General features: G+C 70.5%; 19 protein-coding genes. 10 read left to right on the top strand and 9 right to left on the bottom strand.

The features are described 5' to 3' along the window. Positions 1-73 precede the first annotated feature (73 nt). The 5 genes from BLW84_RS15890 to BLW84_RS15870 all read left to right on the top strand — a co-directional run bounded on the left by BLW84_RS15890 (position 74) and on the right by BLW84_RS15870 (position 9,390). Positions 74-1,120 (top strand): glucose 1-dehydrogenase, encoded by a 1,047-nt coding sequence (locus BLW84_RS15890; protein WP_093266111.1) that lies wholly within the window; start codon positions 74-76, stop codon positions 1,118-1,120. Positions 1,121-1,506: 386 nt separating this feature from the next. Then, positions 1,507-5,427 (top strand): Pls/PosA family non-ribosomal peptide synthetase, encoded by a 3,921-nt coding sequence (locus BLW84_RS15885; RefSeq protein WP_425441720.1) that lies wholly within the window; start codon positions 1,507-1,509, stop codon positions 5,425-5,427. Beyond that, a complete protein-coding gene (locus BLW84_RS15880; RefSeq protein ID WP_093266107.1) occupies positions 5,424-6,764 on the top strand; it encodes a M1 family metallopeptidase in 1,341 nt (446 codons plus the stop codon). Before BLW84_RS15885 ends, BLW84_RS15880 begins: the two co-directional genes overlap by 4 nt. A 421-nt stretch (positions 6,765-7,185) precedes the next feature. Next, entirely contained in the window at positions 7,186-8,121 is a 936-nt protein-coding gene (locus tag BLW84_RS15875) for an acyl-CoA desaturase (RefSeq protein ID WP_093266105.1), read from the top strand. Between the two features lie 303 nt (positions 8,122-8,424). Further along, entirely contained in the window at positions 8,425-9,390 is a 966-nt protein-coding gene (locus BLW84_RS15870) for an EamA family transporter (RefSeq protein ID WP_245761173.1), read from the top strand. A 45-nt stretch (positions 9,391-9,435) separates the two neighbouring features. On the opposite strand, the gene BLW84_RS15865 is transcribed toward BLW84_RS15870, so the two are convergent. The 4 genes from BLW84_RS15865 to tnpA all read right to left on the bottom strand — a co-directional run bounded on the left by BLW84_RS15865 (position 9,436) and on the right by tnpA (position 11,821). Then, on the bottom strand, positions 9,436-9,726 hold the full coding sequence (locus BLW84_RS15865; protein WP_143060965.1) for a hypothetical protein: 291 nt from the start codon (positions 9,724-9,726) through the stop codon (positions 9,436-9,438). A gap of 30 nt (positions 9,727-9,756) precedes the next feature. Beyond that, complete coding sequence (locus BLW84_RS15860) at positions 9,757-10,689, bottom strand: lipid kinase (protein ID WP_093266101.1); 933 nt, start codon at positions 10,687-10,689, stop codon at positions 9,757-9,759. A gap of 61 nt (positions 10,690-10,750) precedes the next feature. Further along, positions 10,751-11,326 (bottom strand): amino acid permease, encoded by a 576-nt coding sequence (locus BLW84_RS15855; RefSeq protein WP_281247407.1) that lies wholly within the window; start codon positions 11,324-11,326, stop codon positions 10,751-10,753. 75 nt (positions 11,327-11,401) lie between these two features. After that, positions 11,402-11,821, bottom strand: a complete 420-nt coding sequence (tnpA, locus tag BLW84_RS15850; RefSeq protein ID WP_093266100.1) for an IS200/IS605 family transposase — start codon at positions 11,819-11,821, stop codon at positions 11,402-11,404. Here tnpA and BLW84_RS15845 point away from each other — a divergent pair. Beyond that, positions 11,768-12,946: an RNA-guided endonuclease InsQ/TnpB family protein gene (locus tag BLW84_RS15845; RefSeq protein ID WP_342743152.1), complete on the top strand. Its 1,179-nt coding sequence runs from the start codon at positions 11,768-11,770 to the stop codon at positions 12,944-12,946. The two genes, tnpA and BLW84_RS15845, sit on opposite strands and share 54 nt — an antisense overlap. A gap of 317 nt (positions 12,947-13,263) precedes the next feature. Here the strand turns inward: BLW84_RS15845 and BLW84_RS15840 are convergent, their stop codons facing one another. Continuing rightward, complete coding sequence (locus tag BLW84_RS15840) at positions 13,264-14,907, bottom strand: thiamine pyrophosphate-binding protein (RefSeq protein WP_093266098.1); 1,644 nt, start codon at positions 14,905-14,907, stop codon at positions 13,264-13,266. A 22-nt stretch (positions 14,908-14,929) separates the two neighbouring features. After that, positions 14,930-15,706: a cyclase family protein gene (locus BLW84_RS15835; RefSeq protein WP_093266097.1), complete on the bottom strand. Its 777-nt coding sequence runs from the start codon at positions 15,704-15,706 to the stop codon at positions 14,930-14,932. Between the two features lie 217 nt (positions 15,707-15,923). On the opposite strand from BLW84_RS15835, the gene BLW84_RS15830 reads away from it, so the two are divergent. Further along, entirely contained in the window at positions 15,924-16,742 is an 819-nt protein-coding gene (locus BLW84_RS15830) for a PaaX family transcriptional regulator (RefSeq protein ID WP_177226508.1), read from the top strand. Here the strand turns inward: BLW84_RS15830 and BLW84_RS15825 are convergent. Both BLW84_RS15825 and BLW84_RS15820 read right to left on the bottom strand, forming a co-directional pair. Further along, the gene (locus BLW84_RS15825; RefSeq protein WP_093266095.1) at positions 16,729-17,148 is read right to left on the bottom strand and encodes a RidA family protein; all 420 of its coding nucleotides are present in this window, start codon (positions 17,146-17,148) and stop codon (positions 16,729-16,731) included. The two genes, BLW84_RS15830 and BLW84_RS15825, sit on opposite strands and share 14 nt — an antisense overlap. Beyond that, positions 17,145-17,900, bottom strand: coding sequence for an SDR family NAD(P)-dependent oxidoreductase (locus tag BLW84_RS15820; RefSeq protein WP_093266093.1), 756 nt, complete (start codon positions 17,898-17,900; stop codon positions 17,145-17,147). Before BLW84_RS15820 ends, BLW84_RS15825 begins: the two co-directional genes overlap by 4 nt. A gap of 83 nt (positions 17,901-17,983) precedes the next feature. Between BLW84_RS15820 and BLW84_RS15815 the strand changes: the two genes are divergently transcribed. The 3 genes from BLW84_RS15815 to BLW84_RS15805 all read left to right on the top strand — a co-directional run bounded on the left by BLW84_RS15815 (position 17,984) and on the right by BLW84_RS15805 (position 21,836). Beyond that, the gene (locus BLW84_RS15815; protein WP_093266091.1) at positions 17,984-20,353 is read left to right on the top strand and encodes a bifunctional salicylyl-CoA 5-hydroxylase/oxidoreductase; all 2,370 of its coding nucleotides are present in this window, start codon (positions 17,984-17,986) and stop codon (positions 20,351-20,353) included. Further along, complete coding sequence (locus BLW84_RS15810; RefSeq protein ID WP_093266089.1) at positions 20,350-21,480, top strand: acyl-CoA dehydrogenase family protein; 1,131 nt, start codon at positions 20,350-20,352, stop codon at positions 21,478-21,480. The genes BLW84_RS15815 and BLW84_RS15810 overlap by 4 nt, the downstream gene beginning before the upstream one ends. 95 nt (positions 21,481-21,575) lie before the next feature. After that, positions 21,576-21,836: a DUF1737 domain-containing protein gene (locus BLW84_RS15805; protein WP_143060964.1), complete on the top strand. Its 261-nt coding sequence runs from the start codon at positions 21,576-21,578 to the stop codon at positions 21,834-21,836. A gap of 127 nt (positions 21,837-21,963) precedes the next feature. Here the strand turns inward: BLW84_RS15805 and BLW84_RS15800 are convergent. Next, a partial coding sequence (locus BLW84_RS15800; protein ID WP_177226496.1) for a transposase occupies positions 21,964-22,290 on the bottom strand: 327 nt, incomplete at its 5' end.

Here is a 22,290-nt window from a genome sequence, read left to right as displayed (position 1 = left end):
CCGGCGTTGATACGACTTGCTGACCGGGGGGTCCGCTTGTTCCCGGCCAACGCTGTGAGGGAGGAGCGTTCCGGTGAAGGCTGCCACCGTGGTGCCCGGAAAGCCGGAGCTGTCGGCGGTCACCGAGCTGCCCGATCCCGTTCCACAGCCGGGCGAGCTACTCGTGCGAGGACTGCTGGTGGGGTTCTGCCGCATTGATCGTGATGTCACCGAACACGCGCATGGTGCCTTGCCACCGGGGCAAGACCGCATGGTCCTCTTCCACGAATCCGTCGGCCAGGCGGTCCACGCTCCTGCGATCAGCGGATTCCAGGATGGCGACTACGTGGTCGGTGTCGTCCGGCGTCCGGACCCGGAGCCGTGCGAGGCGTGCGCCGCCGGGCAGTGGGACTTCTGCCTCAACGGTGAGTACACCGAACGCGGCATCCGGGGCCTGGACGGATTCGGTGCTCAGCTATGGACCGTCGAGCCCCAGTTCGCGATCAAGGTCAGTCCTGGGCTCGGCGCTCTGGGCGTGCTGACCGAGCCCGCATCGGTGGTGGCCAAGGCGTGGGAGCAGGTCGACATGATCGGTCGACGCGCCTACTTCGCTCCCCACCGCGCGCTGGTGACCAGGGCTGGACCGATCGGCCTGCTCGCCGCGCTGCTAGGCGTCCAGCGCGGCTTGGAGGTGCATGTCCTCGACCAGGTCGCCGAGGGACCGAGACCCGATCTGGTCCGTGCACTGGGCGCCACCTACCACACCTCGCTGGACGATCTGCGTTGCGAACCGGACGTCGTGATCGAGACGACCGGATCCGGCAGGCTGGTGTTCGAGGTGCTGCAGCACACCGCGCGCAACGCCATCACCGTGCTGACCGGTCTCGCGGGCCACCACCGCACCATGCCCTTCCCCGCGGAGGCAGCGATCGACAACGAGTTGATGCTGGACAACGACGTCGTTGTGAGCAGCGTGAACGCCAACCTGCGCCACTACAAACAGGCCGTGCAGGCGTTGGCCGCCGCAGATCGGAACTGGCTGGAATCCTTGATCAGCCGCCGGATCCCGTTGCGCAACTGGACCGACGTCTTCGACACGGGACCTGACGAGGTGAAGGTCGTCGTAGATCTCCAAGCCTGACACCCGTCCGGGACGGAGGGGCCGAACAGCCGGCACGCGTCCGCTCTGTCGACTGTGGATCCGATCGGCGATGCGTCGAGCGGAAACTGCTTGCATGGCTGGACGGTCGCTGCTCACCGGCGCAGGTGAGCAGATCTCGGTACCGGTCGGCCTCGAGCGCCGTCTCCAGGCGTGATGGCAAGCACTCCCCGAGGGGCTTCGGGATGCGATGACTCGTTCGACCCGTAAGCTGGTCTGTCTGCCCTGGGCGGGTCATCGGAGTACGCGCCCGGACTACTGCGGAGCGAGACAGTGATTTCACGTCCTGTTCGGAGTTGCGACATCTCACGGGACCTGCCATGCGGCGGGGCACAGGGCAACGGATCGTCGGCAGGGCGGCGCCTTCGGTGACTCTGACAGCAGCAGGTGAACAGCTCGTCCCGTCCGCATCTCCGGAAACCGCTGCCAGCGCGGTGTTCTGGTCGGACTTCGCACCCGATCAGCGCACCCTGGTCGAAGTTCTCGACAGCACGGCCCGTCGATTCCCGGACGCCCCGGCGATCGACGACGGCACCACGGTGCTCAGCTACGGCCGCCTGACCGCCGAGATCGACGTCGTGCGGCGGCGGCTCGCCGAAGCCGGCATCGGCGTCGGCGACCGGGTCGGAATCCGGATTTCCTCCGGCACCGCGGAACTCTACGTCTCGATCTTGGGCGTGCTGGCCGCCGGCGCCGCCTACGTTCCGGTGGACGCGGACGACCCCTACGAGCGTGCCGAACTCGTGTTCGGCGAAGCCGAGGTCTGCGCCGTGCTCTCCGACGAGGGCTCGTTCGCGCTGCGCCGCGAGCCGCTCGGGCGCCCGGGCGAACCATCGCCCGCCGACGACGCCTGGATCATCTTCACCTCCGGTTCGACCGGGAAGCCGAAGGGCGTGGCGGTGAGCCACGCCGCCGCCGCGGCCTTCGTCGACGCCGAAGCCGGCCTGTTCCGCACCGAGGAACCCATCGGCCCCGGGGACCGGGTGCTGGCCGGGCTGTCCGTGGCGTTCGACGCCTCGTGCGAAGAGATGTGGCTGGCCTGGCGGCACGGGGCCTGCCTGGTGCCCGCGCCGCGCGCCCTGGTGCGCACCGGTGTCGACCTCGGTCCCTGGCTGGTGGCGCGGCACATCAGCATCGTGTCGACGGTGCCGACGCTGGCCGCGCTGTGGCCGGTCGAAGCGCTGGAAGAGGTTCGGCTGCTCATCTTCGGCGGCGAGGCGTGCCCGCCGGAGCTCGCCGAACGACTCGCCGTCGAAGGCCGCGAGGTCTGGAACACCTACGGGCCCACGGAAGCGACCGTCGTCGCCTGCGCCGCCCGGCTCACCGGCGAAGGGCCGGTGCGGATCGGATTGCCGTTGGCGGGCTGGCAACTCGCGGTCGTCGACGAGCGCGGCGAGCCGGTCGCGATGGGCGACACCGGCGAGCTGATCATCGGTGGCGTCGGCCTCGCCCGGTACCTGGACGCGGGCAAGGACGCCGAGAAGTTCGCGCCGCTGCCGTCGCTCGGCTGGTCGCGGGCCTACCGCAGCGGTGACGTGGTGCGGGCCGAGCCCGAAGGGCTGCTGTTCGTCGGTCGGGCCGACGAACAGATCAAGCTCGGTGGCCGCCGCATCGAACTCGGTGAGGTGGACGCGGTGCTGCAGGCCCTGCCCGGCGTTGCCGGGGCGGCCTCCGCCGTGCAGACCACCGCCGCCGGGAACCAGATCCTCGTCGGCTACGTGGTGCCCCGTGCCGAGTCCGAGGCGACGTTCGACCACGACCACGCGGTGCGGCGGCTGCAGGAGCAGCTGCCCGCCGCGCTGGTGCCGCTGCTCGCGGTCGTGTCCGACCTGCCGACTCGCACCTCCGGGAAGGTGGATCGGGCCGCGCTGCCGTGGCCGCTGCCCACCGCCGGCGGCGATCCGGCCGCGAGGTCGGCGATGTCGTCGACCGAGGCGTGGCTCGCGGAGGGCTGGGCGGAGATCCTCGGCGTGGAGGTGACCGACCCCGCCGCGGACTTCTTCGCGACCGGCGGCGGCAGCCTCACCGCCGCCCAGCTGATCGCGCGCATCCGGATGCGCCACGCCCAGGTGTCGGTCGCCGACATCTACCAGCACCCGACGCTCGGTGCGCTGGCCGCGCACCTCGACGCGCTGGAGGCGATGACCGAGACCTCACGGCGCGTCGTCCGGCCGACGCCGCGGCTGACCGGGCTGTGGCAGGCCCTGATCATGCTGCCGCTGCTGGCCATCGTCGGGCTGCGCTGGACTACGGTGCTGGCGGCGCTGACCAACGTGCTGGCGTGGACCGGATCCGCGTCGTTCGCGCCGACGGTGTCGTGGTGGTGGATCGCCGCGGCGTGGCTGGTCCTGTTCAGCCCCGCGGGCCGGATCGCGTTGTCGGCCGGTGGCGCGCGACTGCTGCTCGCCGGGGTTCGCCCGGGCACCTACCCGCGCGGCGGAAATGTCCACTTGAGACTGTGGACCGCCGAGCGGCTCGCCGAGTTCAGCGGCGCGGCGGGCGTGTCCGGCGCCTCCTGGATGACCCACTACGCGCGGGCGCTGGGCGCCAAGGTCGCCAAGGACGTCGACCTGCACTCGCCGCCGCCGGTCACCGGCATGCTCAAGATCGGCAAGGGCGCGGCCGTCGAACCCGAGGTCGACCTCGCCGGTCACTGGGTCGACGGCGACGAGGTGCACATCGGCAAGCTCCGGATTGGGGCCGGTGCGCGCGTCGGCGCGCGCAGCACGCTGATCCCCGGCGCCCGGATCGGCAAGTCCGCGGAGATCGCGGCCGGCTCCACGGTGCGCGGCTCGGTGCCGGCGGAGCAGCGGTGGGCCGGCTCACCGGCCGTCCCGGTGCGCGAAGCGGGCCGCACCTGGCCGTCGAGCCGGCCGCCCCGCTCGCAGGTGTGGGCCTCGGTCTACGGGATCACCTCGGTGCTGCTCGGGCTGCTGCCGGCGCTGGCGGCACTGCCTGGCGTCGTGGTGCTCGGCCTCGCGCTCGGTGGTGCACCCGATCTCGGCTCGGCGCTGACCCGGGCGCTGCTGGCGGTGCCCCTGGCGAGCGCGTGCTACCTCGTTGCCTACGCGGTGCTGGTGCTGGTGAGCGTGCGCGCGCTGAGCATCGGCATGCGCGAGGGCTACCACCCGGTGCACGGCCGCATGGCGTGGCAGGTGTGGGCGACCGAACGCCTGATGGACATGGCCCGCATCGGCCTGTTCCCGTTGTACGCCAGCCTGTTCACGCCGGTGTGGCTGCGGCTGCTCGGTGCCAAGGTCGGTCGCGACGTGGAAGCCTCCACCGTGCTGGCGCTGCCGAAGATGACGAAGGTCGCCGACGGCGCCTTCCTCGCCGACGACACCATGGTCGCCACCTACGAGCTCGGCGGTGGCTGGCTGCACGTGGCCCCGGCCCGCATCGGCAAGCAGGCCTTCCTCGGGAACTCGGGCATGACCGCGGCAGGGCGTTCGGTGCCCAAGCGCGGCCTGGTCGGGGTGCTGTCCTCGACGCCGCGCAAGGCCAAGAAGGGCTCGTCCTGGCTGGGCATGCCGCCGATGCCGCTGCGCCGTTCCATCGACGAGGCCGACGCGAGCCGGACGTTCGCCCCGCCGCTGCGGCTGAAGATCGCCCGCGCGGTGGTCGAGCTGTTCCGGTTCGTGCCGGTGGCTCTCAGCGTGGCGCTGGCGGTGCTGGTGCTGGGGGCGCTGGCGTTCCTGCACGCCGAAGGCGGGCTGTGGCTGGCGGCGTTGCTGGCCGGGCCGGTATTGCTCGCCGCGGGCCTGCTGGCGTGCGCCGTCACGACCGCCGTGAAGTGGCTGCTGGTCGGGCGCTACCGGGCGGACGAACGCCCGCTGTGGAGCTCCTTCGTGTGGCGGACCGAGCTCGCGGACATGTTCGTGGAGGTGCTGGCCGTCCCGTGGCTGATCGGCTCGGTCGGCGGGACGCCGCTGCTGACGGCGTGGCAGCGCAGCATGGGCGCGAAGATCGGCCGCGGGGTGTGGCTGGAGACCTACTGGCTGCCCGAGTCGGACCTGGTGCGGCTCGGCGACGGCGCATCGGTCAACCGCGGTTGCGTGGTGCAGACCCACCTCTTCCATGATCGGGTCATGCGGTTGGACGAGGTGCGCCTGGACGCCGGCGCTACGCTGGGCCCGCACGGAATCGTGCTGCCCGGTGCGAGCATCGGCGCGCACACCACCATCGGCCCCGGGTCGCTGGTGACCCGGGGAGACGAGGTGCCCGCGCACTCGCGGTGGCTCGGCAACCCGATCTCGACGTGGCGGAAAGCGGGAGGACGTCGCCGGTGAAGCCTGGTGCTGACCAGTCGGGTGCGGCGGCACCGGGAGCGGATCGGTCGACGGATTCCTACCTGCCCGAGCACGGCAACGGCGGCTATCGCGTCGAGCACTACGACCTGGACCTGGAGTACCAGGTCGGCCCGAACCGGCTCGCCGGGCAGGCGACGATCTCGGCGGTGGCGACGCAGGCCCTGTCGCGGTTCAGCCTGGACCTCGCCGACCTGCGGGTTCGCCGGGTGCTCGTGGACGGCCGGCCCGCCAAGTTCACGCACGGCGGCGGGAAGCTCCGGATCAAACCGGCGCGTCCCGTCGCCGCGGCGGCGGAATTCCGGGTGGACGTCCGGTATTCGGGCAATCCGCGGCCGATTTCCGGCCGGTGGGGCGAGATCGGCTGGGACGAGCTGACCGATGGCTCCCTGGTCGCCGCCCAGCCGGTCGGCGCGCCGTCGTGGTTTCCCTGCAACGATCACCTCGCGGACAAGGCGGCCTACCGGATCTCGTTCACCACGGCCTCGCCGTACTCGGTGCAGGTGACCGGGAACATGGTGTCGCGGCAACGCCGCGGCAGCACCACGACCTGGGTCTACGAGCGGCCGGAACCTACCGCGACGTACCTGATGAGCATCCAGGTCGGCCAGTACACCGACGTGGAGCTGGCCGGTGGGCCGGCGCCGCAGCGGGCGGCGATCCCCGCGCGGCTGGGCGAGCTCTTCGCCGCGGATTTCGCGCGGCACGGCCAGATCATGGACGTGCTGCAGCGGCTGTTCGGCCCTTACCCGTTCGGCGAGTACGTCGTCGTGGTCACCGACGACGACCTGGACGAACCGGTCGAGGCGCAGGGCATGTCGATCTTCGGCGCGGGCCACCTGGACGGCCGGCGCACGAACGAGCGGCTCGTCGTGCACGAGCTGGCGCACCAGTGGTTCGGCAACAGCGTCACGATCGCGGACTGGCGGCACATCTGGCTCAACGAGGGTTTCGCCACCTACGCCGAATGGTTGTGGTCGGAGTACTCGGGCGGCCCGTCGGCCCAGCAGCACGCGGCGAACTGGCACGCGCACATCGCCGCAGGTCCGCCGGATCTCCGGATCGCCGATCCGGGCGTGGCCAGGATGTTCGACGAACAGGTCTACAAGCGCGGCGCGCTGACGCTGCACGCGCTGCGCCGCGAACTGGGCGACGAGCCGTTCTTCGAGCTGCTGCGTAAGTGGGTCGCCGACCACCGGCACGGCACGGCGACCACGGCGGACTTCAGGGCGCTGGCCGACGAATTCGCGGACCGGTCGCTCGCCGGGTTATTCACGAGCTGGCTGGACAGCACCGAGTTGCCGCCGCTGCCGCGCTGAGACCGCCGACGACGCAGCACCGCATCCCGCGTCGGGCGAGCCCGGCCGGAGGCTACGACGACGAAGTCGGCGATCCCGCACACCTGGCCTGACAAGAGCTTCGGCATGAGCTGGTGGCGAAGCATGACCGACCTCGACGACTAGGCCCGCGAGGACATCCTCGGTGCGGCGACGCGCTACCTGTCGTCGCTACCACGAGGTCACCGTTGTGGCGGCCGACGAGCAGCACTTCGAATACCTCGGCTGCCTACTCAAAAGCGGCCGGGATCGAGGCCTGAGCCCGCCGACTGACGGGGGACCGACACCGCGCCCTCGTCTGACGTTCACCCATCCTTGCGGGCCGATTCGTTGTGCTCAGGGCGCGATACCGGTTGTGTGGTGGCAGAACTTCCTGAGACGCAGATTCGAGGTTCCCGCTGCGATGGTCGCCACCGAACCGTCCGGGTCGACGCCCCAACCGCTGCTGGCCGGCCGCAGGCCGCTGGCCCCGCACCTGTCGGTGTACGTATTCATTCTCCTGCCGTTCCTGGCGCTGGTGGCGGCGGTGCCGCTGGCGTGGGGGTGGGGGCTGCGCTGGTGGGACGCGCTGCTCGCGGCCGGCTGGTACGCGTTCACCATCCTCGGCGTGACGGTGGGCTACCACCGCTACTTCACGCACGGCGCGTTCCGCGCCAAGCGCTGGTTGCGCATCGCGCTGGCGGTCGCGGGCAGCATGGCGGTCCAGGGGCCGATCCTGCACTGGGTGGCCGATCACCGCCGCCACCACGCTTTCGCCGACAGGGAAGGCGATCCGCACTCGCCGTGGGCGTTCGGCACGTCTCCCGCCGCGCTGGCGCGCGGGTTCTGGCACGCGCACATGGGCTGGATCTTCGAGCGGGACCTGACGAACCAGCGGCGGTTCGCGCCCGACCTGCTGGCCGACTCCGACATCCGGTTGGTGCACCGGTTGTTCGGGCCGCTGACGGTGGCGACGTTCGCCCTGCCCGCGCTGTGCGGCGGCGTGATCACGGGGACCTGGTGGGGCGCCGCGACGGCGTTCTTCTGGGCCGGGCTGGTGCGGGTGGCCCTCCTGCACCACGTGACGTGGTCGGTGAACTCGATCTGCCACCTGGTCGGGGATCGCCCGTTCCGCAGCCGCGACAAGGCGGGCAACTTCTGGCCGCTAGCGGTGCTGAGCATGGGGGAGTCGTGGCACAACCTGCACCACGCCGACCCGACGTGCGCCCGGCACGGGGTCCGGCGCGGCGAGATCGACATCTCGGCCCGGGTGATCTGGATCTTCGAAAGGCTCGGCTGGGCCTCCCACGTCCGCTGGCCGACCCCGCGACGCCTCGCCCGCCTGGCGGCCGACCGCTGAATCAACGTCCTGTGTGGACCGTCGCTGCGGATCTGAACTTTCACCGGCCCTGGGGGTCTTTTCAGAATCGTGCGCGGACAGGTGCGGAGCGTGGCGTCTGGGACACGGGGCGTCGTTTTCGCGCGAAACCGGCGCTCTGCGTGAGGGCTGGATGACGTTTTCGCGCGAAACCGGCGCTTCATGTGGGGGAGGGATGGCGGTTTCGCGCGAAATCGCCGTCGGCGCCGGGCGCATGTCGAGACCTGGGCTCGTGCGCCGGAAAACCGCTGGCCGGGGTGGTCGTCGTGCGGCCAGACTGCAGGCGTGGTCGTACTGGAGGAGAGCGCGCGGGCGCCGGGCCGGGCGTGGGCGACGGGTCTGAGCCTGACCTCGTGGGTGCTGTTCGCGAGTTCCGGCCCGCTGGCCAAGGCGGTGATGGCGGCGGGCTGGTCCCCGGCCGCGGTGACCTCGGTGCGGATCGCGCTGGCTGCGGTGCTGCTGGTGCCGGTGGTCGCGGTGCTGCGGCCGCGGGCGCTGCGGTTCCGCCGCGCCGACCTGTGGCTGCTGCTCGGCTACGGCCTGCTCGGCGTCGCCGGGGTGCAGCTGTTCTTCTTCCTGGCCGTGGCCCGGGTCCCGGTCGGGGTGGCGATGGTGCTGGTCAACCTGGCTCCCGCGCTGGTCGCGCTGTGGGTGCGGGTGGTGCGGCGCACCCGGTTGCCGGGGCTGGTGTGGCTGGGCATCGGGCTGGCCGTGGCCGGATTGGTCCTGGTCGCGGAGATCTGGCAGGGATCCGAGTTGGACCTGCTCGGTGTCGCCGCCGGGCTGGCCGCGGCGATCTGCTCGGCCGGGTACTTCCTGCTCGGCGAGCGCGGCGCGAGCAGGTACGACTCGTTCGGCCTGACCGCGGCCGGGCTGGCGATCGGGGCGGTGGTGGTGGCCGTGGTCGCCGCGCCGTGGACGTTGCACTTGAGCTCGCTCACCGCCCCCGCGGTGCTCGGCGGGCTGCAGGCTCCGGTGTGGCTGGCACTGCTGGTGCTGGCAGTGGTCGGCACCGCGCTGCCCTACCTGGCCGGGCTGCGGGCGCTGCGCTATCTGCCTTCGGCCCTGGCCAGCGTGCTGGCCCTGGTGGAACCGCTGGTCGCCGCAGGACTCGCCTGGCTGCTGCTCGGCCAAGAGCTCAGCCCGACGCAACTGGCCGGAGCGGCGGTACTGCTCGCCGGCGCGGTGCTGGTGCAACTGGCCGACCCGAACCCGCTCCCGGACGACTCCATCTCGTGCAGACCTGGCTGACCGCTGGTGAGTCGAGATGCCGGCGGCATGTCCCAAGTGGACTGATCAGGGCTCCTCGTCGGCCGGGTCGGGTAGTGTCCAGCGGTCTTCTCGGCAGGGTTGGATGTATCCGTAGTAGTAGGCGTAGCCGATCGCGAGGATGGCGAGCGTGATCGATACCAGGATCCGGTCGCTGACCAGGTTTTCGTAGACGACCACCACCATCATCGCCAGGAGCAGCAGCGGGGGCAGCGGCCAGCCGGGCATCCGGTAGGCCGCTCGGCGGGTGCGGCCGCGGATCCGGCCTACCAGGCTGCGCGGAACGCGATCTGGACGGGCATTGAAGCGGCGCGCCATCACTGCTGCCGGGCAACGACTTCCGCCGTCCTAGAAGTCCGGGTTGCTGGCGTCCTTCCAGGTTCGAGGAACGACGACGTGGAGAGCGTTGCGCGCGACCGAGAAGCGTTGCGGCGTGCTATCGACGAGTTCACCATCGACGTTGATCGGGAGGTCGGGTCCGGTCGACACGTCGACCCGCTTGGTGCGGAAGTGACGGACGTGCTCGCTGTCGAGCGCACCGCGTTTGAGATCACGCGCGGCGACGATCAGGTCGTGGAGGCTGCCGTGCCGCATGACGGATATGTCCAGCGTCGCGTCGTCGATCCCGGCGTCGTGCGCCGCGAGCTGCCCGCCGCCGAAGTAGCGGCCGTTGGCGATCGAGAGTTGCAGCAATCCGTGGTGTTCCTGCGGCTCGTGGTCTCCGTCGGGGAACGTCAGATGCGCCGAGAACGGTCGGTGTCGCAGCAGTGCCTTGACAGTAGCCACCGGGTATGCCAGTACGCCGGTCCATCTCTTCAGCGTCGGCGACATCGCCTCGGCCACGCCCGCGCCGAGACCGACCGATGCGCGGTTGACGTAGTAGTTGTTTCCGCAGAGGCCGAGGTCGATGTCGACCACTTTGCCGTGTGCGATGGTGCGGCACGCGTGGTCGAGGTCCGTGGGAATGTGCAGGGTGCGTGCGAAGTCGTTGGCGGTGCCCAGCGGCAGCAGGCCCAACGGCACTCCGCGGTGTGCGAGCACGTCGACCACCGAGCTGACGCTGCCGTCACCGCCACCGAGGATGATCAGATCGTGGCCCGCGTCCACGGCCGAGTTCACGGTTTCCGGGAGCCGGGCCGGATCGTGCAGCGGAAAGGTCGAGTGCAGGGGCATGCCCAGGCTGCGCAGGTTCTCGACCGCCCGCACGTATGCCTTGGCGCCCGTGCGGGCCCGTGCATTGACCACCAGGGCTGCTCGCGTGGTGGAACCGTCGGTTGGAATGACCGCTCCTCACGAGAAGAACTTGCCTGCACCTTCAGTGTAAAGGCATCCGGCGCGGGACTCATCTGCGCTCCGGGTGCGCGGATGACCCTCTGCGTGACTTCCGGCCGACCGCGAAGTAGATCGCGCTCAGCACGATGAAGAACGGCACGCCCGCCCACCAGGCGACCGCCAGGTCGTCGATGAACGCCGTGGACACCAGGACCGCCGCCAGGAACAGGATCGCTGCGATCGCAGTGACCGGTGCGCCGCGCAGGCGGACCTTCGGCAGCGGTAGGCCCGCAGCGGCGCGGGTTCGCCGGAACGCCAGGTGCGTGACGAGGATGAGGATCCACACCGCCAGGGCGCCGAAGATGGACAACCCGAACAGCACCAGGTACGCGGCGTTGCCCTGCGCGGCCGACAGCGCGGTGGCGACGAGCAGCCCGGCCGCGCTGAGCAGCAGCGCGTTGCGCGGCACGCCGCCCTTGCTCAACTTGGCGGTCCAGCGCGGCGCGTAGCCGTGCCCGGCGAGGGAGTGCAGCATCCTGGTGCACAGGTAGAGGTTCGTGTTCGCGCTGGAGAGCGCCGCGGTCAGCACCACGAAGTTCATCACCAGCGCGGCGAACGGGATTCCCGCCGCGCCGAAGACCGTCACGGAAGAAACGTAGCGCGGATGCCCCGTTCTTTACGGCGGGGGGAAGGAAATCGACTCTGTGTTTGAGTCGACCGGTCAAACTGCGGGGCGGGCTTGCTGTTCGATGTACTGGCGCACCACGGAAATCGGTGTGCCACTGACCGACCCGGCGAAGTACGAGCCCGACCACAACCGGGCACCTTTCCAGTAAGCGAACCGCAGGTCTTCGCACTCCTTGCGCAACAACCGGGAGGATACTCCATCGAGGGAGTTGACCAGTTTCGACACCGCGACCTTGGGTGGGAAGCTGACGAGCAGATGCACGTGGTTGGCTTCGCCGTTGAACCCCTCGAGTTTGGTTTCGAAGTCGCCGCACACCTCCCGCATGATTTCTTCCATGCGGGTCAGGTGTGTGTTGGTGAAGGCGAGGTGCCGGTACTTCGTGACGAAAACCAAGTGAGCATGCATGAGGAAAACTACGTGTCTGCCTGTACGGAATTCGCCGTCGGTAGTCATAAATCAAATGCTGTGATGATCCACATGGCAGTGGCAGCGAAGACCGAGGAGGCCGGGCACGCTCGGTACGCCTATCGACTTCGCTTATCGCCGACCTCCCGGCGTGCGCTGCTGGCCGAGTGGGATCGGTGCCGGTGGTTATGGAACCAGTGCGTGGCCACCTCCCGTCAGGCGCACCGTGCGGGCGAGGAATGCGGTCCCGCGCACCTGGACAAGCTGCTGACTGGATGGCGGAGGGAACACGACTGGCTGAGTGCTGGCGGTTCGGTTCCGCAGCAGCAGATCATTCGTGACTTTGCCAAGTCCCGCGCCAAGGCGTTGAAGGACGTCAAGGCCCGGTTGCCGATCCGGCAGCGGGTGGGGATGCCGCAGTTCAAGAAAAAGGAGCTGGCGCGTCCGAGCTTGAACTACACGCTGCGCGGGTTCCGGATCAAGGACGGTCGCCTGCACCTGGCGGGTGGCATCGTGTGCACGGTGGTGTGGTCCCGCGAGCTTCCCTCCGCACCGTCGTCGGTGCGTGTGTACCAGGACGCCCAGGGGCACTGGTATTGCTCGTTCGTGGTCGCGACCGAGGTGCAGTCGTTGCCGGAAACCGGTCAGGTGATCGGCGTCGACTGGGGTGTGGCCGAGATCGCTACGACCACATCCGTTGCCCACGATCTTCCGCATGTCGAGCACGGCAAGCGCGCGGCGGTGAAGCTGGCCCGCTACCAGCGGATGATGGCCCGGCGTCGGCCGGCGAAGGGAAAGCCCGCTTCACAGGGATATCGCAAAGCCAAACGCCAGGCCGCGAAAGCGCACGCGAAGGTCGCCCGCCAGCGTCAGGACACGGCCCGTAAATGGGCCATGCGCGTGGTGACCGACCACGATGCGATCGCGGTGGAGGACTTCCGCCCGAAATTTCTCGCGAAGACCGCGATGGCCAAGAAAGCGGCTGATGCTGCGATCTCGGCCACGAAAAACGAACTGATCATGATGGGGCGCAAGCACGGCCGACTGGTGGTGCTTGTCGATCCGAAGCACAGATACCCGATCCGGCGACGGACGGCACCGCCTCGCATCCACCAGAGCGATGGATGCGGGCATCGGACCGTCCAGGTCCGACCGCGGGATCCCGGGGCGTGAGGAACCCCGACCTCACATCACCGGACCACACACACGATGCGTCGACGCCGGATGCGGAGCGAACGCGGGGAACCAGTGTGCCCACCACCGGTCGGGGCAGGCGGCTGAGCCTGAACAACTCATGCTCAGTCTTTAGGAACGGTCACCGATACCAGGAAGTGGCGTGCTGCTCACGGCGTTGGGCACAATGGAGGTCGATTCGCCCGATAGCGGGAGATTTGCTCGAGCTGGAGCAGAGCGCTGGGTTGAGGAGCCATCGGTCCCCGGTGACCAACCGATATGCCGTCTATTTGACGTCCGTCAAGAATCAGTTGGTGTCAGTGGCCGCGGAATGCTTCGACGAGCCACCAGGCGCCTTCGCCCGGGGCGATCTTGGCGTCGATCAGCAGCGGCGTGGCACGCGGTCCGTTCAGCCAGTCGCGCACCGGCGCGAGGTCGGCTTCGGAGCGCACCGTGAGCCCGGTGCAGCCGAAGCCGCGCGCGGCGGCGGCGAGGTCGGTGTCCGGGAACTCGACGGTGTCCAACCGGTGGCCGTCCGGGCCGAAGTGGTGGACTTCCGCGCCGTAGGCGTGGTCGTTGTAGACCACGATCACCATCGGCAGTCCCAGCCGGGCCGCCGTTTCGAGTTCGGCGATGCCCATCAGCGCGCCGCCGTCGCCGAGCGCGGCGACCGGCAGCCGGTCCGGGCGGGCCAGCGCGGCGCCGATGGCGGTGGCCAGGCCGAGGCCGATGGACTGGAAGGCCTGGGTGAAGCAGAAGCCCTGCTCGTCGGGGACCCGCAGGAACATGCTCGGGTAGCCCATGAAGTTGCCGGAATCCACCGCCAGCACCCGCTCTTCGGGCAGCAGCGCGTCCAGGGCGATGGTCAGCGCGCGCGGGTCGATGGCGTCCGGTGTGGACTCGTCGGCGAATGCCACGTCGCGCCAGGAACCGGCGCTCGCGATCCGTTCCCGCACCCCGGGATCGCGGTAACCGGCGAGCCGGGTGCCGCGGTCGGTGAGTTCGGCCCGGGCCGCCTCGGCGGTCGCGGCGACGTCGCCGAGCACCCCGAGGTCGACCGGGCGGTGCGCGCCGATCGCCTCGCTCTCGACGTCGACCTGCACCAGCGCGGACCCGGGGCCGATCAGGTTGCCGTGCCGCGTGGTCCACATGTTCAGCGCGGTGCCCCAACCGACGATGAGGTCCGCACCGGAGATCAGCTCGGCGGTCAGCGGCGTGGCGAAACCGCCGGAGACGTCCAGCGACCACGGGTCGTCGTGGAACAGGCCCCGCGCCACCGCCGAGGTGGCCAGCAGCGCCCCGCAGTCCTCGGCCAGCGCCCGCAGCTCGGGGCCGGCGTGCCGGGCACCGCGACCGGCGATGAAGACCGGGCGTTGCGCGGCGACCAGCCGGTCGGCCAGCTCCCGCACCGCGGCGGCGGACGGCGCGACCGGGTTCAGCGCCGGGGGCTGCGGGACGTGCGGCTCGCCGTCGAACTCCGCCGCCTGGACGTCCAGCGGCAGGTTCAGCACCACGGTCCGCCTGCACTCGGTGGCCAGCCGGAACGCCCGCACCACGTCGTCGACGGCGGTGGCCGCGCCGTGCACCCGCTCCGCGCGGGCGCCGACGGCGGTGGCCAGCGCATCCTGGTCGATCCGGAAGTTCGAGCGGATGGCGGCGGAGGCCGTTTCCGCGGCGAGCACGAGCAGCGGGGTCCGGCTCTTGGCCGCTTCGGTGATGCCGGTGAGCGCATTGGTCAGCCCGCAGCCCTGGTGCACCGAGAGCACCCCGAGGCGGCCACTGGTGCGCGCATATGCGTCGGCCATCGTCGCCGCGCCGCCCTCGTGGCGGGCGGCCACGAACCGCGCACCCGCGGCGACCAGCGCGTTGGTGACGTGGAAGTTGCCGCTGCCGACGACGCCGAAGACGTGGTCGGCACCCAGCGCGGCCACCGTGCGGCCGACGACCTCGGCGACGTTCATCGCGTTCCCTCCTACCGGTGGGTCAGTCCTGCTCGATCAGCGCCAGGACCCGCGTCGGGCTGCCGGAGCCGTTGACGATCGGCAGCGGCGCGGCGATCAGTACCACTCCGGTGGGTGGCAGCAGCGCGAGGTTCTGCAGCTGGGTGAGTCCGTACTTGCCGGCGCCGAGCAGCAACGAGTGGCAAGGGAAGGCCGGTTCGAAGGTGGGCGCCAGCCCGGCGTCGGTGCCCACCGTCTCCACGCCGATGCCGATCAGGGCGCTCTCCTCGGCCAGCCAGCGGGCGCAGTCCGGCGAGATCCCCGGGGTGTGCGAGCCGCTGTCGTCGGCGTTGAGGAACTCCGCCTGATCGCCGCTGCGCGCGTCCCAGCCGGTCCGCATCAGCAACCAGCCGCCCTCGGGCAGGGGGCCGTGCGCGGATTCCCACTCGCGGATGTGCTCGGTCTCCAGCAGGAAGTCCGGGTCGTCGGCGACTTGCGCGGAGCAGTCCAGCACCGCGGCCGGGCCGATCATCTGCCGGGGCGGGACCGAGGCGACGTCGAGGCCGTCGCGGCCGGTGATCCAGTGCACCGGCGCGTCGAAGTGGGTGCCGGTGTGCTCCCCGGTGTGGATGTTGTTCCAGTACCAGGCGGGACCGCGGTCGTCGAACCGGCTGATCTCCTCCAGGCTGAAGCCGATGGTGTTGGCGAACGGCTCCGGTAGCCGCAGGACGGGCACGTCGGACGTCAGGGGCGCGGTCAGGTCGATGACGCTGATCCGGCCGGACGTCAGCGCCCGCAGCAGTTCGTCGAGGACGGCCACGTTCTTCGCCTCCGGATTCCGGGAACTTCGACGACGTGCGGGATCCTACTTCGCGCCCGGGGCGTTGCCAATGCGCCGGGATTTCGTCCGGTACGGCGGGGAATTCGGGTGCGGCACTGTGGATCGAGTCGGCCCGCGCGACCGCTGTTATCGTGTTCACGTGACGACGGACATCGTGACGGATGGCGCATCGGTGGGCGATGCCGTGGTGAGCGAGATGACCGGCCGCGGCATGCAGCCCAGGCAGCTGATCGTCACCCTCTACGGCCTGTACGCGCGGGAGGCCGGTGGCTGGCTGTCGGTGGCGTCGTTGGTGCGGCTGCTCGCCGATCTCGGCGTCGACGAGCCCGCGGTGCGCTCGTCGATCTCGCGGCTGAAGCGGCGCGGCATCCTGCTGGCCGAGCGGCGCGGCGGGGCGGCGGGCTACGAGCTGTCCGGTGCCGCGCTGGAGATCCTGCGCGAAGGCGACGAGCGGATCTTCCGCCGCGAGCGCGCCACCCTCACCGATGGGTGGGTGCTGGCGGTGTTCTCGGTCCCGGAGTCCGAACGGCAGAAGCGGCACGTGCTGCGCACCCAACTGACGCGCCTGGGCTTCGGCACCGCCGCGCCGGGGGTGTGGATCGCCCCGGCCGACCTGCGCGAAGCGGCGAGCAGCGTCCTGCAGCGCTACGAGCTGGCCGGTTACGCGGATCTGTTCCACGCCGAGCACCTCGCCTTCGGCGATCTGCGGACCAAGGTTGCCCAGTGGTGGGACTTGGAGCAGCTGCAGGAGCTCTACGGCGAGTTCATCGGGGTGCACCAGCCGGTGCTGCGGCGGTGGCGGCGCCGCCGGTCGCCGCGCGGGCCGGAGGCCTTCGCCGACTACGTGCGCGTGCTCACCGACTGGCGCCGCTTGCCTTACCTGGACCCCGGGCTGCCCGCCGAGCTGCTGCCGAAGGACTGGAACGGGGCGGTGGCCGCGGAGGTGTTCTTCGAGCTGAAGGCCCTGCTGGAGCGGCAGGCCCACGACCACGTCGACGCCGTCACGGCGCGCTGACCGCTTCGGCGGGGATCGCGGCGGTGCCCTTGATCTCGACCAGCGCCTCGGCGTCCCAGAGGCGCTGCACGCCGATCCCGGCCATCGCCGGGTAGTCCCGTCCGGCGAGTTCGCGCCACACCGCGCCGATTTCCCGGGCGTGCGCGCGGTAGTCGTCCACGTCCACGATGTAGACGGTCAGCTCGGTCACCTGCTCGGGGCTGCCCCCGGCGGCGCGCAGCGCGGTGAGCAGGTTGCCCAGCGCCTGCCGGAACTGCGCGACGACGCCGTCCCCGGCGATCTTGCCGTCGGCGTCGAGCGCGGTCTGCCCGGCCAGGAACACCAGGCGGCAGTCCGAGGCCACCACGGCGTGGGAGAAACCCGCCGGGCGGGCCAGTTCCGCGGGGTTGATCCGTTCGATGGTCATGATTGCACCGCTCCTCCGTCCACAGTGATCCCTTGCCCGTTGATCGCGGCGTTGCGCACGCACAGCTCCACGACGTCGGCGACCTCGTCCGGGCTGATCAGCCGGCCGATGGGTTGCTTGCCCTCCAACGCGCTGCGGGCCTGTTGCGCGCTCCGCCCGGTCTTGGCGGTGATGTTGTCGATGGTGCGTTCGGTCATCGGCGTGTCGACGAAGCCGGGGCACACGGCGTTGACCGTGACACCCGTCCTGGCCAGCTCCGCGGCGGCCGAGCGCACCAGCCCGAGCACGCCGTGCTTGCTGGCGGTGTAGGCGCTGACGTAGGGGTCGCCGCGCTTGGCGGCCATCGACGCGATCACCACGATCCGGCCGAAGCCGCGTTCGACCATCGGCGGAACCGCGCGGCGCAGGAAGCGGAACGGCGCGGTCAGGTTGATCTGCAGCGCGCGTTCCCAGTCCTCATCGGTCGTCGCGGTCAGCGGCGCCGAGGTCGCGGTGCCCGCGTTGAGCACCAAGACCTCGACCGGCCCCCAGTCGCGTTCGACCGCGTCGAAAACCCGGTTCGGGGCCTGTGGGTCGGCGAGGTCGGCGGGCAGGTCGAGCGCCGGCCCGGGTAGCTGTGTGGCGGCCTCGGCGAGCTCCCCGGCGCTTCGCGCGGTGAGCGCGACGCGGTTGCCGGACTCGGAAAGTCGCTGGGCGATGGCGCGACCGATGCCCCTACCGGCTCCGGTGACCAGGCAGTTTCTCGTCGTCACGGGAAGCGATATTACGTAAAATTGACGGTCGTGCGCAATGCGGCATACGCTGCCGGGAGCGGAACCGACGGAAGGAGCCCGCGGTGCGCATCGCGGTCATCGGTGGCGGTCCAGGCGGTCTGTACTTCTCCGCGCTGCTGCGGCAGCTCGGCCCGGAGCACGAGATCGCGGTGTGGGAGCGCAACGCGCCGGACGACACCTTCGGATTCGGCGTGGTGTTCTCCGACGAGACCCTCGGCGGCATCGAGCACGCCGACGCCGGGATCTTCCGCGCCATGCAACGGGAATTCGCCAGGTGGGACGACATCGACGTGCACCACCGGGGCGCCTCGGCCACCTCCGGCGGCCACGGCTTCGCCGCGATGAGCCGCAAGCGGCTGCTGCGCATCCTGCAGGACCGGTGCCGCGAACTGGACGTGGCGCTGCACTTCCAGGCCGAGGCGCCGGACGTCGAGCGGCTGTCCGCCGACTACGACCTGGTGGTCGCGGCCGACGGCGCGAACTCGGCGGTGCGCGCGCGATACCCGGAGGCCTTCCGGCCCGGCGTGGAAACCGGGCGCTGCAAGTACATCTGGCTGGGCACCGACCTGGTCTTCGACGCGTTCAAGTTCGTCATCCAGGACACGCCGCACGGCATCATGCAGCTGCACGGCTACCCCTACAGCCGCGACGCCAGCACCTTCATCGTCGAGATGCACGAGGACGTCTGGCGGCGCGCCGGATTCGCCGACTTCGCCGCCTCGGCTTCGACCAGGCCCGGCGACAGCGACGAGAAGTCCATCGAGCTGATCCGGGAGCTGTTCGCCGACACCCTGGCCGGCCACGAGGTCTTCGCCAACAACTCGAAGTGGCTGAACTTCCGGACCGTGCGCTGCGACTCGTGGCGGCGCGGCAACGTCGTGCTCCTCGGCGATGCCGCGCACACCGCGCACTTCTCCATCGGCTCCGGCACGAAGCTGGCCATGGAGGATGCGCTGGCGCTGGTGGCCTGCCTGCAGGAGCGGCCCTCGGTCGAGGAAGCCTTGGAGGCGTACGAAGCGGAGCGGCGTGCGGTGGTGACCTCCACGCAGCGAGCGGCGCAGGCCAGCCTGGAGTGGTTCGAGAACATCGGCCAGTACGTGCACCAGGATCCCGAGCAGTTCGCCTTCAACCTGCTGACCCGCAGCCGCCGCGTCACCTACGACAACCTGCGGCTGCGCGACCCGGAGTTCGTGGCCGGGATCGACTCCTGGTTCGCCGGCGCGGGCGAGGTCCGGCCGCCGATGTTCCAGCCGGTGCGGCTCGGCCCGCTGGAGCTGCCCAACCGCGTCGTCGTTTCGCCGATGGACATGTACAGCGCGGTCGATGGCGTGCCGGACGACTTCCACCTCGTGCACCTCGGCAGCAAGGCCCTCGGCGGGGCCGGGCTGGTGATGACCGAGATGTTGTGCGTGTCCGAGCAGGGGCGGATCACGCCGGGCTGCGCCTGCCTGTGCACCCCGGAGCAGGAGGCGGCCTGGCGGCGGGTGGTGGACTTCGTGCACGGGAACACCGCCGCGAAGATCGGCGTCCAGCTGGGGCACTCGGGCCGCAAGGGGTCGACGAAGCTGATGTGGGACGGCATCGACGACCCGCTGGACGAGGGGAACTGGGAGGTCGTCGGCCCCTCGCCGCTGCCGTACTCGCCCGCGAACCAGACGCCGCGCGAGCTCACCGCGGCCGAGCTCGCCGAGATCAAGCAGCAGTTCGTCGCTGCCGCGCAAGCCGCCGCGCGGGCCGGGTTCGACGTGCTCGAACTGCACTGCGCACACGGCTACCTGCTGTCGTCCTTCATCTCCCCGCTGGCCAACCAGCGCACCGACGACTACGGCGGCGATCTGGCGGGCAGGCTGCGGTTCCCGCTGGAGGTCTTCGACGCGGTCCGCGAGGTGTGGCCGGCCGACCGGCCGATGACGGTGCGGATCTCGGCCACCGACTGGCACGAGGGCGGGGTGGACGCCGACGAGGCGGTGCGCGTCGCGCGCGCGTTCGCCGAGCACGGCGCGGCGGGCATCGACGTCTCCACCGGGCAGGTGGTCAAGGCCGAGCGCCCGGCGTTCGGCCGGAGCTACCAGACGCCGTTCGCCGACCGGATCCGCAACGAGGTCGCGCGCGAGCACGACATCGCGGTGATCGCGGTCGGCGCCATCTCCTCCTACGACGACGTCAACTCGCTGATCCTGGCGGGCCGCGCCGATCTGTGCGCGGTCGGCCGGACCCATCTCTACGATCCACAGTGGACTTTGCATGCGGCGATCGAGCAGGACTACGACGGCCCGGGTGCGGCGTGGCCGAAGCAGTTCCGGGCCGGTCGGCGCAAGCCGCAGACCGGGCGCACCGACGGGCCGAAACCCCGCCTGGAGCTGATCCGCAGCGGCGGCCGGGGCACCGCCCACGCGCGCTGGAACCCCGCAGAACCGGAAGGGATGCAATGAGCGCCTTCGCACTCACCGCGCAGCAGCGCGAGTTCGCCGAACGGGTGGGCCGGGTCGCCGCGGAACAGCTGCGCCCCTTGGCCGAGGCCGGCGCGCCCGGCTCGGTCAACCGGGACCTGATCAAGGCGATGGGGGAGCAGGGCCTGCTGGCCAAGCTCTTCCCCGGCGGTGCGGGATCGCGGGAGGCGGCCTCGCTGGACCTCTGCCTGCTGCGCGAGTCGCTGGCGCGAGTGTGCACCGAGGCCGAGACCGCGCTGGCGCTGCAGGGCCTGGGCAGCTACCCGGTCCTGCAGTCCGGCCAGGACGAGCAGGTGCGGCGCTGGATTCCGGCTGTCGCGGCCGGGGATGCGGTCGCGGCGTTCGCGCTCACCGAGCCCGAGGCCGGGTCCGACGCTGCAGCGCTGGAACTGGTCGCCGAGCCGGACGGCGACGGCTGGCGGCTGACCGGGGAGAAGGTCTGGATCTCCAACGCGCCGGAAGCCGACTTCTACGCGGTGTTCGCCCGCACGACGGCCGGTGCCGGTGCCAGGGGTGTGAGCGCGTTCGTGGTGCCCGCCGACCGCCCGGGGCTCTCCGGCGAGCACCTGGACATGATCAGCCCGCACCCGATCGGCCGGCTGGTCTTCGACGGGGTCCGGGTGCACCGCGCGGAGCTGCTGGGGGAGCAGGATCGGGGCTTCCGGGTGGCGATGCGCACCCTGGACCTGTTCCGCCCCAGCGTCGGCGCCTTCGCGGTGGGCATGGCGCAAGCGGCCCTGGACGCGGCGGTCGAGCACGCCGGAGCGCGCCGCGCCTTCGGCGGAACGCTCAAGGACCTCCAAGCCGTGTCGCACCCGCTGGCGGAGATGGCCACCCGCACCGAAGCGGCCCGCCTGCTGGTCTACTCGGCGGCGTCGGCCTACGACGCGGGCGAGCAGAACCTGGCCGGGCGCTCGGCGATGGCGAAGCTCTTCGCCACGGAGACGGCCCAGTACGTGGTGGACGCGGCGGTCCAGATCCACGGAGCCCGAGCGCTCCACAAAGGACACCTGCTGGAACACCTCTACCGAGAGGTCCGAGCACCCCGAATCTACGAAGGAGCCTCGGAAGTCCAACGCACCATCATCGCCCGCGACCTCTACCGCTGATCCCGGCTAATGGCGCCTCCGCCAGAACAGACCGGCCGAAGCTGCCTAGGGGCGCTTTCGGGCTGAGGATGTTGGCACGCACGCGACGTGACGCGGTGGACGCAGAGCGGCGATTTCGCGCGAAATCGACATTCGCCGTGGGGGAGGGGCGGCGATTTCGCGCGAAATCGCCGCCGGTGTCCGGCCCGATCGCCTTCGGGACGAATTGGGCGGAGCCTTTCCGACGCCGGGTCAGCGAGGCGATCGCGCTCGGCTGCCGCTTGCACGAAGGCCCGGCGGTGACCTTCAACGGCGACCGCGTGATCGTCGCCCAAGCACTCCTGTGGCCGAGTGCCGCCGACGCGCCTGCGAGCTAGTGGTGTGTCGCGGATTTGGTGATCCCGTCGAGGGTGGCTTTTCCGCGGGCGACTTTCGTCGGCGGGTTTGGTCCAGACGAAGGGGTCAGATCACTATTTATTGGGGGGTAGGGCAATTGTGGCGTGTCTAGTCGGCGGCGTAGCGGACTTCTTCCTTGCCGAACAAGGCACGCACGTGGTCGGGCTGGTTCTGGCGACGGCGCAGGTGGGTGCGTGTCGCTGCGGCCAGCTCGGACTTGGTGCGAGGGCTTGTCGTTGCGGTCACGTGATGTTTGATGTCACCGTTGAGCAGTTCGACGGGGTTGAGTTCGGGGCAGTATCCGGGCAGGAAATGCATCTCGATCCGGTCGTGGTGGCGGGCCAGCCAGTCTTTGAGCAGTCTCGCCCGGTGCACGGGGTGACGGTCGGCGATGAGGTGGATCTTGCGGTCGAGCTGGCGGATGAGCCGTTTGAG

Source organism: Saccharopolyspora shandongensis (assembly GCF_900106995.1).
In the GTDB taxonomy this organism is placed as follows: Bacteria; Actinomycetota; Actinomycetes; order Mycobacteriales; family Pseudonocardiaceae; genus Saccharopolyspora; species Saccharopolyspora shandongensis.
This window is presented reverse-complemented; position numbering and strand designations above follow the sequence as displayed.